This is a genomic window from Rhodovulum sp. ES.010 (assembly GCF_900142935.1).
GTDB lineage: Bacteria > Pseudomonadota > Alphaproteobacteria > Rhodobacterales > Rhodobacteraceae > Rhodovulum.
Map to the genome: position 1 here is coordinate 2071923 of NZ_FSRS01000001.1, position 17549 is coordinate 2089471.

Consider the following 17549-nt stretch of genomic DNA (forward strand, 5'->3'; position numbering starts at 1 on the left):
GCCAGACGCCGGCATCTACGTGCGTCCGATCCCGTGCCGGGCGACCGGGGTGCTGTCGAGGGCGATCTTCATTCTACCTGGGATGCCCGCCTTTACCGTTGCCGCCGGCGTTGCCGTTGCCATTGCCGCCGGCGTTGCCGTTGCCGTTGCCGCCGGCGTTACCGTTGCCGTTGCCGCCGGCGTTGCCGTTCCCGTTGCCGCCGGCGTTGCCGTTGCCATTGCCGCCGGCGTTGCCTTTCCCGTTGCCACCGGCGTTGCCGTTACCCTTGGCATTTCCGCCGCCGGCCTTGCCGGCCGCGTTGGCACCGTTGCCGTTCCCGTTTCCCTTGCCCCGCGCCGAAGACCCCGCGGGAGCTTCGGTGCCTTTCGCACGCCCCACTCGCGACGCGACGGCGGGCACATCGACGACCTGCGCCTTGCGCCCCCGGCCCATAACAGACATCGACCCGCGACCCTGCGCCGGCACCTCTGCCGCCTGCCCGGCACGCAGATCGACGCGCTGACCGCGCCCCGTATCGGTGGTTTCCACGACGCCGCGTTCGACGCTGACGGCGGCGCCGCGGCGGCTCACGTCGATGGCAAACCGCGTGCCCTTCACCACGGCCGCAAGATAGGGCGTCAGAACGGTTGTGTGCTTGGTCGGGCGCGTTTCGACATCGAGAAGCATGCGGCCGAACTTCTGTTTGATCTCTGTCTTCAGGCCGTCACGCCCACGCCGCTCGATGATCGAGGCGACGGTGTTGGGTTTGACCTGGATGATCTCCTGATCCCGTCGCAGCATCAGACGTCCGCTGCGGCCTGTATGGATCCAACTCCCGTTCGGCAAAGTCATGCCGGGCTCAACCTGATTCCACGAGCGCGCATCGGTCGTGTACCTGGCCGGCGGAGACACCCTCTCGACGCGCCAGCCGTCGGCCCAGGCCGAACCGGTCAGCGAAAGGACGGTCGCGAACGCGAATAGAAGTGGGATGAAAAGGCGCATCGGGTTCCCCTGCGTTTGATCTCGTCCTTCCTGTCGAACTCTCGTAAATCAGGGGTTGAGAGCGTGCTTGGGAACTATCGCCAATTTGAGCTTTTGCCGCGTGGCGGCGATTTGGGCGAAAATGGGATGCATCCCGCGGCTGCAAGCCCGGCCCAATGCACGACAAGATGACGGCGACCAGCATGACGGTGACGCTCATGCTCTCCCGGGACATGACTCTTCCGGATCGGACGCCTGTTGATCGTTCCGGCCTTCTGATCGGCTTGCGCCATGACCCGGCGCAGCATCCGGCCCCTAGCGGGCAGTCAGGGATGTCGCGGCGGATGCCCGCTGTCGGGGTCTAAGGGCGGCCGTGAATCGACGGTTGCAGCCCGCGCAGCACATCGTCCTTGCCGAGTTGGCCGATCAGGGTCTCCGCATGCACGACCCCGACCGGACCATCCGCTTGGAGCAAGGTCTCGAAACACTCCTGCACCAGGCAGTCGGCCGCGACGGTCACCGCGGGCCACACGGCGAGCGGCTGCATCAAGTCACGGGCGCGCAGCACGCCCAGAGGGTTCATGTGCTGCACGAAATCGGCAACGTAGTCGTTCTTGGGGTCGGTAAAGATGTCCTGCGGCGCGCCGCTCTGGATGATCCGGCCGCCTTCCATGATCGAGATGTGGTTGCCCAGCTTGAACGCCTCGTCCAGGTCGTGGCTGACAAAGAGGATCGTCCGCTTCAGCCGTTGCTGCAGTTCCAGCAACTCGTCCTGCAGCTTGGTGCGGATCAGCGGGTCGAGCGCCGAAAAGGGCTCGTCCATCAACAGGATTGGCGCCTCGGTGGCGAAGGCGCGGGCGAGGCCGACGCGCTGTTGCATGCCGCCCGAAAGCTCGCCCACCTTGCGGTCGGCCCAGTCCGACAGGCCCACCAGCGCCAGCTGGTCCTCGATCCGCCCGCGCGCCTCGCGCCGCCCGACGCCAGCCAGTTCCAGCCCCAGCCCGACATTCTCGCGCACGCTACGCCAGGGCAGAAGACCGAATTGCTGGAACACCATCGCGACGTGATGCATGCGGATCCGGCGCAGGGTGGCGGCGTCGGCATTGGTGACGTCGACCATGCCCTCGCCGTCATTGACCTCGACCTTGCCGCGCACCACCGGGTTCAGCCCGTTGACCGCGCGCAGCAGCGTCGACTTGCCCGAGCCGGACAGGCCCATCAGAACGAGGATCTCGCCCTCTTCCACGGACAGGCTGCAATCGTGCACGCCCAGAACCTGGCCGGTCTCGGCCTGGATCTCACCGCGCTCGCGGCCCTCGTCCATCAGCGGCAGCGCACGCTCGGGATGCTTCCCGAAGACGATCGAGACGTTTTCGATTCGGACCGCCGTACTCATTTGCGCGCCCCCAGGTTCAGGATGCGGTCCAGCATGATCGCGACCACCACGATGACGAAGCCGGATTCGAAACCCAGCCCCGTGTTCACCTGGTTCAGCGCCCGGACGACCGGCACGCCCAGCCCGTCGGCCCCGACCAGCGCGGCGACCACCACCATCGACAGCGACAGCATGATCGTCTGGTTGAGCCCGGCCATGATCTGCGGAAAGGCGTAGGGCAGCTCCACCTTGAACAGCGTCTGCGCCGGGGTCGCGCCGAAGGCCGTGGCGGCCTCCAAGAGCGCCTTGGGCGTGGAGGAAATCCCCAGATAGGTCAGCCGGATCGGCGCCGGCACCACGAAGATCACCGTGGAAATCAGCCCCGGCACCATGCCGATGCCGAAGAACACGATGGCCGGGATCAGGTAGACGAAGGGCGGCAGGGTCTGCATCAGGTCGAGCACCGGCCTGAGGTAATTGTATAAGCCCGGCCGGTGTGCGGCGTAGATGCCGACGGGCACGCCGATCGCCATGCAGACCAGACAGGCCGAAAGCACTAGCGTCAGGCTCTCGGTGGTTTCCTCCCAGTAGCCCTGGTTGAGGATGAACAGGAAGCCGAGGAACACGAACAGCGCGGTCTTCCAGTTGCGCTGCAGACCGTAGGTGAGTGCGACGAAGGCCAGGACCACGATCAGCGGATGGGGCCCCTGCAACACCCACAGGATGCCATCGATCATCGCCTCCATAAGGTCGGACAGGGCCTCGAGCGCGAAGTCGCCGTGATCGCGCACCCAGTCGAAGACGGCACTCGCGGCGTCGCCCACGGGTATCTTGTTGTCGGTCAGCCACTCCACGGCCCCGGTCCCTCCGTCTGGTTGGTGTAGGTCATGGCGTCATCAGCCGGACGCCTTGTCGCGAGCCGCCCACGCCCTGCAGGCGGCTGCGCCGGGTTCAGAGCCCTAGATGGGCGCGCACCGCCGGCAGGCCCTCCTCGCCCTCCACGGTGGTCACACCGTCGAGCCAGGTGTCGAGAACGTCCGCATTGTCCTTCAGCCAGGCCTCGGTCGCGTCGGCCGGATCGACGCCCTCGTCGAGGATCTGGCCCATTATGGAATTCTCCATCTCGAGCGTGAAATCCATCTGCGCGAACAGCTTGGCCGGGTTCGGGCATTCTGCGGAATAGCCTTCGCGGGTGACGGTGTGCACCACGCCCTCGCCGCCGAAGAAATCCTCGCCGCCGGGCAGGTATTTCAGGTCGAAATTGGCGTTCATCGGGTGCGGCTCCCAGCCCAGGAAGACGACATGCTTATCATCCTTCACGGCCCGGGCGACCTGCGCCAGCATCCCCTGTTCCGAGCTTTCGACCACCTCGAACTCGCCCAGCCCGTGGGTGTCGTTCTCGGTCAGGCTGACCAGGTAGGCGTTGCCCTCGTTGCCGGGCTCGATACCGTAGATCTTCTCGTCCAGCTCCTCGGCGAATTTCGAGATGTCGGCAAAGCTCTGCAGCCCCGCCTCCCAGGTATAGGCCGGCACCGCCAGGGTATACTTGGTGCCCTCGAGATTGACGTTGATCTGCTCGATCTCGCCGCTTTCCAGGTAGGGCGTGATCGCGCTGGTCTGCGCCGGCATCCAGTTGCCCAGGAATACGTCCGCGTCGTCGCCTTCCAGCGAGGCGAAGGTCACCGGCACCGACAGAACCTTCACGTCCACCTCATAGCCCAGCCCTTCGAGCACGTGCTTGGCGGTAGCGGTGGTGGTGGTGATGTCGGTCCAGCCGACATCGGACATCACGACGGTGTCGCAATCGGCCAGCGCGGCGCCCGAGGTGGCAAGTGCAAGCACGGATGCGGCGGAGATCAGTCTCATGGCTTTTCCCTGTTCTGTTCGAGTGGATTTATTGATTGACCAGTCAAACAATGGCTGATTAGCTCCGCTTTGCAACCATTTTCTCGGAGACGGTGCCGGATGAACGTCCAACCGCAACGCAAGGCGGAACTGATCGAGGCGACGATCCGCGAGATCGGCGCGACGGGCTCGCTTGCGGTGACCGTGGGCCAGATTTCCAAGCGCGCGGGCGTCTCCTCGGCGCTGGCGTTCCACTATTTCGGCGACAAGGACCGGCTGTTCCTGGCCGCGATGCGCCACATCCTCGCCGTCTACGGCACCGAAGTCCGGCAGGCCCTTGCCTCGGCCGACGGCCCGCGGACGCGGCTGGAAGGGCTGATCCGCGCGAGCTTCAGCCCCACGAATTTCAGCCATGACGTGATCGCGGCGTGGCTGAATTTCTACGTCCTCGCGCACCGCTCGCCCGAGGCGCGGCGGCTTCTGGTGGTCTATCACAAGCGGCTGCATTCCAACCTGGTGCACGACCTGCGCCCGCTCGCCGGCGAGGCCGCACCCGGCATCGCGCGCCGCCTGGCCGGGCTGATCGACGGCATCTACCTGCGCTTCGCGCATTTCCCCGCGGACGAGCCCGAGGACAGCGCCTCGGCCCATGTGCTCGCCGCGCTCGAAAACGAGTTGAGGGCCTGTTCGTGAGCCGCCCGAACATCCTGATCCTGATGGTCGACCAGTTGAACGGCACGCTGTTTCCCGACGGCCCGGCCGACTGGCTGCACGCGCCGAACCTCAAGCGCCTGGCCGACCGCTCGGTGCGCTTCGCCAACACCTATACCGCCTCGCCGCTCTGCGCGCCGGGCCGCGCCAGCTTCATGTCGGGCGAGCTGCCGTCGGTCACCGGCGTCTACGACAACGCCGCCGAGTTCCCCTCGGACCTGCCGACCTATGCCCATCACCTGCGGCGCGCAGGCTATCACACCTGCCTCGGCGGCAAGATGCATTTCGTCGGCCCAGACCAGATGCACGGCTTCGAGGAGCGGCTGACCACCGACATCTATCCGGCTGATTTCGGCTGGACGCCGGATTACCGAACGCCCGGCGAGCGGATCGAGTGGTGGTATCACAACATGGGCTCGGTGACCGGCGCGGGCGTCGCAGAGATCAGCAACCAGATGGAGTATGACGACGAGGTGGCGCATTGCGCCGCGCAAAAGCTCTATCATCTGGCGCGCGGCCACGACGACCGGCCCTGGTGCCTGACGGTCAGCTTCACCCACCCGCACGACCCCTATGTGGCGCGGCGGCGGTTCTGGGACCTGTACGAAAGCTGCAACCACCTGCTGCCAAAGGTCGGCGCGATTCCCTACGAGGACCAGGACGCCCATTCGAAACGGATCTTCGACGCGAACGATTGGCGCAGCTACGACATCACCGAAGAGGATATCCGCCGGTCACGCCGGGCCTATTTCGCCAATATCTCCTATCTCGACGAGAAGATCGGCCAGTTCCTCGACATCCTCGAGACGACCGGGCAGGAGGCGGCGATCCTGTTCGTGTCGGACCACGGCGACATGCTGGGCGCGCGCGGGCTGTGGTTCAAGATGAGCTTCTACGAAGGCTCGGCGCGGGTGCCGATGATGATCTGCGCGCCGGGGCTGAAGCCCGGCCGGGTGGACCGGCCGGTCTCCACCATTGATGTCTGCCCGACGCTCTGCGACCTGGCCGGCGTCAGCATGGAGGAGATCGCCCCCTGGACCGCCGGCCACAGCCTGGTGCCCGTCGCCGCCGGGGCCGAGCGCGGCCCGGTGCCGATGGAATACGCCGCCGAAGCCTCCTACGCCCCGCTCGTGGCGCTCCGCGAGGGGCGGTGGAAATACACGCGCTGCGCGCTCGACCCCGAGCAGCTGTTCGACCTGGAGGCCGACCCGCACGAGCTGACCAATCTGGCCGCGGACCCCGCCCGTGCCGAGACGCTGGCCCGGCTCCGTGAGATGGCCGATGCGCGCTGGGATCTCGACCGGTTCGACGCCGACGTGCGCAAGAGCCAGGCCCGGCGCTGGGTGGTCTACGAGGCGCTGCGGAACGGCGCCTATTTTCCCTGGGACTACCAGCCCCTGCAACAGGCCAGCGACCGCTTCATGCGCAACCACATGGACCTCAACGAGGTCGAGGACCGCGCGCGCTCCCCCCGCGGCAATTGAAGCCGAACAGGAACGGACATGACCCAAGACACGCAGCCCACTGCCAGCCATTACATCGACGGCGCCTATCTGGAGGATACGAGCGGAGACGCCATGGCCGTGATCTATCCCGCCACCGGCGCGCGCATCGCCAGGGTGCACGCGGCGACCCCCGACGTGATCGACCGGGCGCTGGCCGCAGCCGAGGCGGCGCAGGCCGACTGGGCCCGCCTGCCGGGGCGCGAGCGCGGCCGCGTGTTGATCCGCGCGGCCGAGATCATGCGCGCGCGCAACCGCGACCTCTCGATCCTCGAGACCTACGACACCGGCAAGCCCTTGCAGGAAACGCTGGTGGCCGATGCAGCCAGCGGCGCCGACGCGCTGGAGTATTTCGGCGGGCTCGCGGGCAGCCTTACAGGCGAGCATATTCCGCTGGGCGACGACTGGGCCTATACCGTACGCGAACCGCTGGGCGTCTGCGTCGGCATCGGGGCCTGGAACTACCCCACGCAGATCGCCTGCTGGAAGGCCGCGCCCGCGCTGGCCTGCGGCAACGCGATGGTGTTCAAGCCCTCCGAAACCACGCCACTTTCGGCGCTGAAGGTCGCCGAGATCCTGACCGAGGCCGGCGCCCCGCCGGGGCTGTTCAATGTGGTGCAGGGCGCGGGCGACGTCGGGCAGCGCCTGGTGACAGACCCGCGCGTTGCCAAGGTCTCGCTCACGGGGTCGGTGCCGACAGGGCGCAAGGTCTATGCCGCGGCGGCGGCAGAGATGAAGCATGTCACGATGGAACTGGGCGGCAAGTCGCCGCTCCTGGTCTTCGACGACGCCGATCTCGACAACGCGGTGGGCGGCGCGATCCTCGGCAATTTCTATTCCTCGGGACAGGTCTGTTCCAACGGCACGCGCGTCTTCGTTCAAACGGGGATCAAGAAGGCGTTTCTGACCCGCCTGGCCGAGCGGCTGAACGGCGCCGTGATCGGCGACCCGCTGGACGAGGCCACGAATTTCGGCCCGCTGGTCAGCGAAGGGCAGTTGAACATCGTGATGCGCTATATCGAGACGGGTCTTGCAGAGGGTGCGCGGCTGGTGACAGGGGGCCAGCGGCTGGACCGGGCGGGGTATTTCCTGCGGCCGGCGGTCTTTGCCGACGTGACCGACGACATGACCATCGCGCGCGAGGAAATCTTCGGCCCGGTCCTGTCGGTCCTGGACTTCACGGACGAGGCCGAAGCGGTGGACCGTGCCAACGCCACCGACTACGGCCTGTCGGCGGGCCTCTTCACCCGCGACATTTCCCGCGCGCACCGGGTGATCGGAGCACTCCGGGCCGGGACCTGCTTCGTCAACTCCTACAACGACGCGCCGGTGGAAATGCCCTTCGGCGGGGTGAAGATGTCCGGTGTCGGGCGCGAGAACGCTAAGGCCGCCATCGAGCACTACAGCCAGGTGAAATCCGTCTATGTCCGCATGGGCGACGTGGAGGCCCCCTTCTGATGCAGGCAGACTACGTCATCGTCGGGGCGGGCAGCGCGGGCTGCGCGATCGCGTATCGGCTGGCCGAGGCGGGCAAACGGGTGCTGGTCATCGAACATGGCGGCTCGGATGCCGGGCCGCTGATCCAGATGCCCGGCGCGCTGAGCTACCCGATGAACATGGCGCGCTACGATTGGGGCTACCGCACAGAACCAGAGCCGCACCTGGGCGGGCGCCGTCTGGCCTGCCCGCGAGGCAAGGTGCTCGGCGGGTCCTCCTCGATCAACGGGATGATCTACGTCCGCGGTCACGCGCGCGACTACGACCACTGGCGCGACCAGGGGGCCGAGGGCTGGGGCTACGCGGATGTTCTGCCCTATTTCCGGCGGATGGAGGACTGGCACGACGGCGGACATGGCGGCGATCCGGCCTGGCGCGGGGTGGGCGGGCCGCTGCACGTCACCCGCGGGTCGCGGATCAACCCGCTGACCCGCGCCTTCGTCGCGGCCGGGCGGCAGGCCGGCTATACGGCAACAGGCGATTACAACGGCCAGCAGCAAGAGGGATTCGGCCCCTTCGACATGACCGTGTGGAAGGGCGAGCGGTGGTCCGCCGCCCGCGCCTACCTACGCCCGGCGCTGAAACGGCCCAATTGCGATCTCGTGCACGCCTTCGCCCGCAGGATCGTGATCGAAGACGGCCGCGCCGTGGGCGTCGAGGTTGCACGCGGCGGCCAAATCGAGGTGATCCGCGCCGAGGCCGAAGTGATCCTCGCGGCCTCCTCGATCAACTCGCCCAAGCTGCTGATGCTGTCGGGCATCGGTCCCGCAACGCATCTTGCCGAGCACGGAATCGCGGTTGTCGCCGATCGGCCCGGCGTCGGACAGAACCTGCAGGACCACCTGGAACTCTACATCCAGGCCGCGGCCAGCCAGCCGGTCAGCCTGTTCACCTACTGGAACCTTCTGGGCAAGGCCTATGTCGGCGCACGTTGGCTGTTCACCCGGCGCGGGCCGGGCGCGTCGAACCAGTTCGAGAGCGCGGCCTTCATCCGCTCGGCGGCCGGGGTGGACTATCCCGACATCCAGTATCACTTCCTGCCCATCGCGGTGCGCTACGACGGGCAGGCCGCCGCCGAGGGCCACGGCTTCCAGGCCCATGTGGGTCCTATGCGCAGCCCCTCGCGCGGGCATGTCACGCTGCGCTCGGCCGATCCGGCGGCTCCCCCGCGGATCCTTTTCAACTACATGAGCCACGAGAAGGACTGGGCCGACTTCCGCACCTGCATCCGGCTGACGCGCGAGATTTTCGCCCAAGAGGCGTTCGCGCCGTATTTCAGGAAGGAGATCCAGCCGGCGCCCGAGGCGCAAACCGACGAGGATCTCGACGCTTTCATCCGGGAGCACGTCGAAAGCGCCTATCACCCCTGCGGCACCGCGCGCATGGGCCGGCGCGACGATCCGATGGCGGTCGTCGACCCGGAGGCGCGCGTGATCGGGGTGGAGTGCTTGCGGCTCGCCGACAGCTCGATCTTCCCGCGCATCACCAACGGCAATCTCAACGCGCCGTCGATCATGGTCGGCGAAAAGGTCTCCGACCATATTCTGGCGCGCGCGCCGTTGCCGCCCGACAACCGCGCGCCTTGGATCAATCCGAAATGGCAAGACGCGCAACGCTGACCGGGTCTAGGCCGGCGCCAGGTTCTCGCGGTTGTCGCGGGGATGCGGGTCTCAGCTCATCGGCCGCATATCGCAAGCCCATCGCGCGATGAGGCCCTCGAACCGCGCGCAGACATCCGGCATCGCCCGATGCTTGGCTGCAGTCTATCGCAGCAAGGGGATCACGGCCCGGTTCAGGCGCATGCCGAAAACAGGATCCGCATCGGACTTGCTACCGCCCACCGTCAGAAGTCCTGCCATGCGATCTGACCTCGGGCGGCGCGTTTCTGGGCCGGGAAGCTGATTTCGATGGGTTCGGTGTCGTCCGGTCGCGGGTGCTCGGCGGCCCCGTTCGCATCCGTTCGGCGCTTTTCGGTCCGCAGGCGCAGGGGGACGGCCGGGGCGGCGGTGCCTTGCAGCCAAAACCGTGCGACGAGGCCCTGGAGGGTTTCGGCCTCGTGGCGGAGGGTGGCCGAGGCGGCGGTGGCCTCTTCGACCATGGCGGCGTTCTGCTGGGTGACCTGGTCGAGCTGGGTGACGCCCACGTTGATCTCGCCCAGGCCCACCGACTGCTCCTGGGCGCCGGTCGCGATCTCGGAGACGAGGTCGGCGATGTTGCCCACGCGCCCGACGATGTCCGACAGCGCCTCGCCCGCGCGGTTGACCAGCGCGACGCCGGATTCCACCTGACCCGAACTCGCCGAGATCAGCTCCTTGATCTCGCGCGCCGCTTCCGACGAGCGCTGCGCCAGCGCGCGCACCTCCGAGGCGACCACGGCGAAGCCGCGGCCCGCCTCGCCCGCCCGCGCCGCCTCGACGCCGGCGTTGAGCGCCAGGAGGTTGGTCTGGAACGCGATGTCGTCGATCACGCCGATGATCTGGCTGATCTCGTCGGAGGAGCGCTTGATCTCGCCCATCGCGTCGACGGCGTCGGAGACGACGCGGCCCGAGGCCTCGGCATCGCCGCGGGCGGACCGCACGACGCCCTCGACCTCGGCCGCGCCCTCGGCCGCCGAGCGCACCGAGCCGGTGAGTTCGTCCAGCGCGGCGGCGGTTTCCTCCAGCGTCGCGGCCTGGGTCTCGGTCCGGTGCGACAGATCGTCCGACGCCCCGGCAATCTCCTCCGCCCGGCCGCGGATCTCGGTCGCGTTCTCCACGACCGCGGCCAGCATCTCGTTCAGCGTCGACATCGTCGCGTTGAAATCGTGACGCAGCTGTTCGTACTCGGCGGCGAAGGCCGTCTCGATCGGCTGGGTCAGGTCGCCCGCAGCGAGCGCCGTGAGGCCCTTGCCCAGACGTTGCACCGCGTCGGCCTGCGCGCGCCGGTCCGCGTCCTGGCGGTGCGCCAGCCGGTCGCTTTCGATGAGTCGGTCGCGGAACTGAACCGCCGCCCGCGCAATCGCCCCGATCTCGTCCGACCGCTCGGTATGGCATATGGGGGCATCGAAGCGTTTGTCGTTGAGCGCGTGGATCACCCGCTCGATCCCAGCCAGCGGCCGGCCGATCCTGCACACCGCTGCGACCCCAGCGGCCAGCGTTCCAACAGCGGCGACGACGAGAGCGAGGGTCACCAGACGGCTGATCCGGGCGGCCTGCGCCTGGGTCTGGTCGACCGACCGCACCATGGCACCCAGTGCGCGGGCCTGTTCGGCCGAAGCGGCGGCGATGAAGGCCTCGAGCCCCGCCCGGAGCGACCCGAGCATCTCGGACTTGCGCTCGGACAGCGCGGCCTCGCGGGCCGCGGCGTGCTGTGCCAGCGCGTCGAGGGCGGATTCGACCACGGGAACGTGCTGCGACGTCATGCCCATGAATTTCTTCGCCGCGTTTCCGGGGTCGCCGGCGATCTCGTCCCGCATAAAGGCGACCATGGCGGCCTCTGCCCGGGCATAATCCCCGATCAGCCGGCGCAGCGTCGCGTCGCCGGTCCCGAACCCTTCGGCCCAGCGGGCGAAATCCGTCCGCGCGGGGTCGGTCTGTACCTTGCCGAACGCACCGAACTTGGCCGCCCTGCTGACCGACTTCAGATAGTCCGCGTTCGCGACCTGCAGGTGCTCGAGGAAAGTCACGATGGAATAGCGCTGCCCCTCGAAATGAAACACCAGTTCCGAGGCGTCGCGATGCACCGTCAGCGCGGCGCCAAGCTCGGCCGACAACTCGTCCAGGCTGGCCGTGATCGCGGGGCTGTCGATCCGCGCGGCCTGATCGGCGATCGCCTCCAGGCTTGCGTCGATTCGGGCCTCGGCCGCCGGGTCGTACGCCGCGCCCCGGAAATAGGCGACGATCTCGGTCTGCATGCGCGCGGTCGTCGCCGCCAAGGCTGACGCCTCGGACACGCGCGGCAGCGCATCATCGGCGGTCTGGGCGATGTCGCGGGCGATCTGTCGCGCACCGCCGAAGCCGACAAGGCCGACGAAGATCGCGGCGACGAGCCCCGCGCCGAAGGCAACGACAAGCTGACCCGAAATCGACCGGACAAGGTTCATGGGCGGAGACCTTTCGCAAGACGGCCTAGCCATGCGGCGACCGCGCATTTTTCCCGCAGACCCGCGGCCGGGATGCGGGGCCGTCGAAGTCCGCTGCGGCGGAGCGCGCGACGTTTCATGGATTCGGTCCGGTTTCCTGTGCTGCAAGCGGCATACGGAACCGAGGTTAACGGCAGGGTAATCTGCCCGGCCTGCGGGCCGGGGACGCGTTGTGGATTTCGTATTGCCGCCATTCGGTTGGCGCATGGAGGCCGGCACGCCCGCAGCGTCGCGGAGGCACCGTGCCCGGCTTGCGGGCCGCTTTCCGCGACGCGGGCGAGCCCTGATGGCGTGACCGCCCCGGCGGCAGGGCGGAGTCCGCTTCCTCAGGTTTCGCCCGGCGCGGCGGCGCGCGCTGTCATCCGCCGTGTCGAGTCCGCAGCATGCCGACAGCACGGCACCGACCGCAGGTCGTGTCCGTCCACGCGGCTAGTCAGGCGCCGCCGGCCCGGCGACGTGGCTCGCCCGCTTGCCCCTGTGCAGCGTGATCAGTCGGGCCGGATCGTCGGCCGGGACAAAGCCGACATGCTCGATCGTGAACTCCTGGTTGGCCGGGAAGGCGAATTCATGGGAAACGTAATTCAGCACACCGATCAGTTCCCCATCCTCGAGGATGGGCTCCCAGACGATCGTGTTGCCGCTCCCGCGGGCGTTGACCGTGAACAGGAACAGCAAGGCATCGCCCGTCAGCAGGCCCGATTCCTGAACGTGCTTCCACATTTCGGGATTGCCGATGCGGTCGAGATATCTGTCGAAAGTGATGCCGAGCAGCTTCGACGGGTCCTGTCCACGCTTCCTGAAGATCAGTTCACCGGACGCGGACATTTCCAGCAATCGAAGGTTCCGGTCCAGCAGGGTGGCCGGCCGCAGGTTGTGGCGAACCACGGCGAGGCTTCGGTTCAGGTGCCGCCGCTCCTCGTCGCGCAGCAGCAGTGACCGGAGCGCCGCCTGCCGCGCCGGTCGCGGGATCTCGACCCCGCGCTCCCAGCGGCTGACGGTCCCCTGGTCGACATTGAGGCGCTCGCCGAGTTCGCGCTGGGTGATCCCCAGCCGCCTGCGGATGACTCGTATCGTCGGGCCGTCCAGAACACCCTCCATGGGGCCGTTGCGCGCGGTTGTGAACATAACACAAGGTGCGTCGCAGAAGAACACGGGTCATCAATCCAAGAGGCCGTCGCCTGCGCCCCGAGAGCCTTCATCTCCCTGCGCGGCGCGCCGGGTGGTATCCTGCCGATGCGATTCGCGGTGCAAGACCGCGACGGGTCGGGGTGATCGTCGCAACGGCATGCGGCCCGATGCCGGAACGCATAAGGCGACGGCACGGGCGCGCTGTTGGGGGCTGGAACGCGCCATGCAACCCCCAAGCCCCGCGTAGCAGCGTCGCAGGCTGCGGACAGGGGGTGTTCTTGGGTAGCACGCGCGCTATGGTCCGACGCGGTCGGTGGCACTTGAACAGGTCGGCAATGGCTTTGGGCGCCGGCCCGCGTGCGGGAAGTATCAGGGGCTCCCGCCGGAACAGCAGGAGCATGTCCTGCCGAGGAGGGGCGACCCGTCCGGAGGCAGCGGAACGCAAAAGGATGAAAGATGGCCAATAACTCTCAGAACCTGATCCGCCTGATCGTCGCCGTGCCGGCGATCGGCATTGCGTACTACGCGTTGACAAACGACCCGGCGCCCAGCCCCGCCCCGGAGACGGTGGCCGAAGCGCCGGCCGACGCAGTTCCGGCGGAAGACGGAGCCGCCGTGGAAGAAGCCGCTGCGGACGAGCCCTCCGCCGAGGACGTGGCCACCGCAGAGGATGACGGCGTCGCGGAAGAAGCCGCGGACGCCGTAGACGAGGCCGCCGACGTCGCCGAAGCGGCCGGAGAGGCCGTCGCGGAAGCCGCGTCGGATGTGGCCGAAACCGTCGACGAGGCTGCCGACACCGCCGGTGAAGCGGTCACCGAGGCGGTTACCGAGACCCGCGAGGCGGTCACCGGCAGCGAAGAGCCGCTGATCGGTGGCGACGAAGCCGCGGAAGCGGCGGCCTCCGAAGAGGTGGCCGAGGAGCAGGCCGCCGCGGAAGAAGCGCCCGTTGAGGAAGCCCCGGTCGAAGATGACGCCGCCGAGGAAGCCGCGGCGGACGAAGCCCCCGCAGAAGAAGTCGCAGCCGAAGAGGCGCCCGCCGCGGAAACGGCGGCAAGCGCCAACACGTTGGCCGAGCAGGCCGCGGCGCTTGCCGCGGAGTATTCGGCGCTGGCCGAGCGGGCCGCCGCGCTTGCCGGACGGTCGACGGCGCTGGGCGAAGAGGCCCCGGTCGAAGAGGCCGCAGTCGAGGGAGCCCCGGCAGACGAGGCACCGGCCGAAGAGGCCGCAACCGAGGAAGCCCCGGCAGACGAGGCATCGACCGAGGAGGCCGCAACCGACGAAGCCCCGGCAGACGAGGCACCGACCGAGGAGGCCGCAACCGACGAAGCACCGGCAGACGAGGCACCGGCCGAAGAGGCCGCAACCGAGGAAGCCCCGGCAGACGAGGCACCGGCCGAGGAGGCCGCAACCGACGAAGCACCGGCAGACGAGGCACCGGCCGAAGAGGCCGCAACCGAGGAAGCCCCGGCAGACGAGGCACCGGCCGAGGAGGCCGCAACCGACGAAGCACCGGCAGACGAGGCACCGGCCGAAGACACCGCAGCCGACGAAGCACCGGCAGACGAGGCACCGGCCGAGGAGGCCGCAACCGACGAAGCACCGGCAGACGAGGCACCGGCCGAAGACGCCGCGGCCGAGGGGGCCGGTGCGGCCGCGCTTGCGGCGGCGTTCACCGGCGACCCGACCGCGGGCGAGGCGGCGTTCCGTCAATGCGCCACCTGCCACGTCGTCGAAAACCCCGCTGGCGAGATCCTCGCCGGGACCAATGCGCGCGTCGGACCGAACATGTACGGCATGCCCGGTCGGACCGCCGGTCAGGTCGACGGGTTCCGCTACTCCAACTCCATGGAGGAAGCCGGCGAGCAGGGCCTCGTCTGGACCGAGGACCAAGTCGCCGTCTACGCCCAGAACCCCACGGCTTACCTGCGTGAGTATCTGGACGATCCCCGCGCCCGTGGGAACATGACCTACAGGGCTCGCGACGAACAGGAAGTCCGCGATATCTACGCCTATATCGCAACGCTCTCCGAGGAGTGATGGCGCCGCGGGCCGCCGCCCGCGCCTCACGAACGGCCCCGCCCCGGCCTTGCGCCCGGGCGGGGTTTTTCGTGCGCTCTAGCGCGTCAGCCCGGCATAGAGCTGGGGCAGCCGCTCGGGCAGCCGTTCGACATTATCCAGAATGAAGAAATTCCGCTGCCCGAAGATCTGCGCGACGTAGCTGTCGGCGCGCGGATCGAGCGTCAGGCAGAACGGAATGACGCCGGTCTTGGCGACCTCCTGCACCGCGGTGCGGGCGTCCTGGCGCAGGTATTGCGGGTCGCGCACGTCGATATCGGCGGGCGCCCCGTCGGTGATGACCAGCATCAGCTTCTTGGTTGCCGCGACGCGTGACAGGTGCGCGCCGGCATGGCGGATCGCGGCGCCCATGCGGGTGGACAGCTGCCCCTGCATCCCGGCGAGGCGGGCTTTCGGCATCGCTGCCCAGGGCTGATCGAAATCCTTGTAACGCTGGTAGAACACGTTGTGCCGCCCGTCGGAACAGAACCCGTGCAGCGCGAAGGCGTCGCCGACCTTGTGGATCGCCTCGGCCAGCAGGACGGTGGCGGCGCGGGTCAGGTCCAGCACGGTCTGGTCCTGCCCGGCGACCCTGTCATTGGTGGATTCCGACAGGTCGAGGAGCGTCATCACCGCGATGTCGCGGACCTTGCGGACCGAGCGCATCATCACCCGCGGGTCGGGCTGGCGGCCCATGCGGATGTCGATCATCGCCGAGAGCGCGGCGTTGATGTCGATCTCGTCGCCATCCTCCAGCTTGCGGATGCGCTGGACGCCCTGGGGCTGCATCGCGTCGAGCAGATGGCGCATTCGCTGGGTGAGCTTGCGGTGCTCGGTCAGGATGGTGTCGATCTCGGCCGGGTCGCCCGGCTTGGGGCGTTTTTCCAGCACCGTGGCCCAGGCCGGGCGGGACATCTGGATCTGGTAGTCGAACTCGTCATAGGGCACGGGGGGCGCGGTCGGCTCCGTGCCCTCCTTCTCGTTGAAGGAAAGCCCGTCATCGTCGAACAGCTCGTGCTCGGCGACCCAGATCTCCTGCGCGTCCTCGCCCGCAGTCTCGACCTCGACCTCGTTGACCATTTCCGAGACCGAGACGTATTTGCGGACCTGTTCGGGTGGGGGCGAAAACCCCTTTTCCCAGTCGACCTGTTCGAATTCCCAGATATAGCGGTTGTCGTCGCGATAGGGTGCGCGCTGCCCGTCGCGATACGCCGAGTAGGAACGGTCGCGGAGCCGGTGGGCCAGGTGCAGGCCGATATCGCGAGAGATGGCGGCGTTTGACAGGTCGGCCCCGGCAAGGGCCTCGCGCGCCCACCGGGCGGTGGGATCGTCGGTTTGCCAGTCGGGGTCGAGCAGCGCCAGCGCGATGCGGTCGAACTGCGCGCCCATGCTGCCGTCGTCCCCGGGCGCGTGGAACTGCCGCCAGAGGTCGCGGAGGCGGGGGAAGCGCGCGATCGCCAGCGCCTCGACGCGGGCATCCTCGATCAGCCCGATGCAGGCCTGCTGGAGCGCGTTCAACTCGTCGCCGGGAATCGCCTCGCGCGTCGCCATGACATGGGCCGAGGCGTGCGCCGCGGCGGCGCGGTAGAGGTCGAGCCCCGGCACGCCCTGCCAGTCGTCATAGGCGTCCGGCAGGTGCAGGAAGAAATCGGCGATGAAGGGGCGCGCGCCCTCGCGGCTTTCGAAATCGCCCGCGGTCGGTCGCATCAGGAAATCGCGGCCCCAGAGCGCGCGCAGATACATCCCGATCCGGCGGTGGATATCGACGAAGAGCGTGCCCTTGCGCTCCTTCTGCAGGATCGCCCGGGATTCGGCGCTTTCGAGGCTGAAATAGCGCGTGAGTTCCTCGAAATCCGTGCGATGCGCCTGCGCGCCCCAGTTGGCCCAGCGCCGGAGCCCGCCGAGGGTCAGCACGTCGAGCAGCTCTTCCAGATGCTCCAGCATGGGGCGCAGGCCGCGCGGCGCCTGGGCGAGCAGCTGGTTCAGGAGTTGCAGATAGGCCAGGAACAGGTCGGGGTCCGACAGCCGGCGCGAGGCGGTGGGGGCGGTGGCGATCACGCGTTCGATCACCGCGCCCGAGGTACGGGAGGCGAAACCCAGAAGGGTCTGCGCGAAATCGGGCACGATATCCTCGCCGAGGTCGCGGGCCAGCATGGGCACGACCTCGATCCAGGTTCGCACGATATGGTCGCCGCGCCCCATGTGCGACAGCGCGACCGCGCCCTTGAGCCAGTTGTCGAGGCCCCGGGGGCTGAGCACGCGCACCGCGTCGGGCCAGCACTGATCCAGCACCTCGCGCTGGGGCGCGTCCAGCTCGGCGGTCAGCTCGGCATGGTCTTCGAGCGTGGACATCGC

12 protein-coding genes are annotated in these 17549 nt (G+C 68.1%); 5 read left to right on the forward strand and 7 right to left on the reverse strand.

Features of this window, described 5'->3' with window-relative positions:
• Positions 1 to 73: 73 nt before the first annotated feature.
• From BUR28_RS10075 to choX, 4 genes are all read right to left on the reverse strand, one after another.
• Entirely contained in the window at positions 74 to 982 is a 909-nt protein-coding gene (locus tag BUR28_RS10075; RefSeq protein ID WP_074219998.1) for a FecR domain-containing protein, read from the reverse strand.
• A 340-nt stretch (positions 983 to 1322) separates the two neighbouring features.
• The gene (gene choV / locus BUR28_RS10085; protein WP_074220000.1) at positions 1323 to 2357 is read right to left on the reverse strand and encodes a choline ABC transporter ATP-binding protein; all 1035 of its coding nucleotides are present in this window, start codon (positions 2355 to 2357) and stop codon (positions 1323 to 1325) included.
• A complete protein-coding gene (gene choW / locus BUR28_RS10090; RefSeq protein ID WP_074220001.1) occupies positions 2354 to 3190 on the reverse strand; it encodes a choline ABC transporter permease subunit in 837 nt (278 codons plus the stop codon). The genes choV and choW overlap by 4 nt, the downstream gene beginning before the upstream one ends.
• A gap of 97 nt (positions 3191 to 3287) precedes the next feature.
• Positions 3288 to 4202, reverse strand: coding sequence for a choline ABC transporter substrate-binding protein (gene choX / locus BUR28_RS10095; RefSeq protein ID WP_074220002.1), 915 nt, complete (start codon positions 4200 to 4202; stop codon positions 3288 to 3290).
• Between the two features lie 99 nt (positions 4203 to 4301).
• Here choX and betI point away from each other — a divergent pair, with 99 nt between their 5' ends.
• From betI to betA, 4 genes are read left to right on the forward strand one after another with little or no spacing between them, the layout of a single operon-like run.
• Complete coding sequence (gene betI / locus BUR28_RS10100; protein WP_074220003.1) at positions 4302 to 4874, forward strand: transcriptional regulator BetI; 573 nt, start codon at positions 4302 to 4304, stop codon at positions 4872 to 4874.
• Entirely contained in the window at positions 4871 to 6376 is a 1506-nt protein-coding gene (betC, locus tag BUR28_RS10105) for a choline-sulfatase (protein ID WP_074220004.1), read from the forward strand. The genes betI and betC overlap by 4 nt, the downstream gene beginning before the upstream one ends.
• 18 nt (positions 6377 to 6394) lie before the next feature.
• On the forward strand, positions 6395 to 7852 hold the full coding sequence (gene betB / locus BUR28_RS10110) for a betaine-aldehyde dehydrogenase (protein ID WP_074220005.1): 1458 nt from the start codon (positions 6395 to 6397) through the stop codon (positions 7850 to 7852).
• On the forward strand, positions 7852 to 9510 hold the full coding sequence (gene betA / locus BUR28_RS10115) for a choline dehydrogenase (protein ID WP_074220006.1): 1659 nt from the start codon (positions 7852 to 7854) through the stop codon (positions 9508 to 9510). Before betB ends, betA begins: the two co-directional genes overlap by 1 nt.
• 224 nt (positions 9511 to 9734) lie before the next feature.
• Here betA and BUR28_RS10120 read toward each other — a convergent pair whose 3' ends face one another.
• Positions 9735 to 11972: a methyl-accepting chemotaxis protein gene (locus BUR28_RS10120; RefSeq protein WP_074220007.1), complete on the reverse strand. Its 2238-nt coding sequence runs from the start codon at positions 11970 to 11972 to the stop codon at positions 9735 to 9737.
• A gap of 468 nt (positions 11973 to 12440) precedes the next feature.
• Positions 12441 to 13109, reverse strand: a complete 669-nt coding sequence (locus BUR28_RS10125; protein ID WP_175566931.1) for a helix-turn-helix domain-containing protein — start codon at positions 13107 to 13109, stop codon at positions 12441 to 12443.
• Positions 13110 to 13637: 528 nt separating this feature from the next.
• Between BUR28_RS10125 and BUR28_RS20420 the strand changes: the two genes are divergently transcribed.
• Complete coding sequence (locus BUR28_RS20420) at positions 13638 to 15176, forward strand: c-type cytochrome (RefSeq protein ID WP_254813729.1); 1539 nt, start codon at positions 13638 to 13640, stop codon at positions 15174 to 15176.
• A gap of 78 nt (positions 15177 to 15254) precedes the next feature.
• Here BUR28_RS20420 and BUR28_RS10135 read toward each other — a convergent pair whose 3' ends face one another.
• Complete coding sequence (locus BUR28_RS10135) at positions 15255 to 17546, reverse strand: nitric oxide reductase activation protein NorD (protein WP_074220009.1); 2292 nt, start codon at positions 17544 to 17546, stop codon at positions 15255 to 15257.
• Positions 17547 to 17549: the final 3 nt, after the last annotated feature.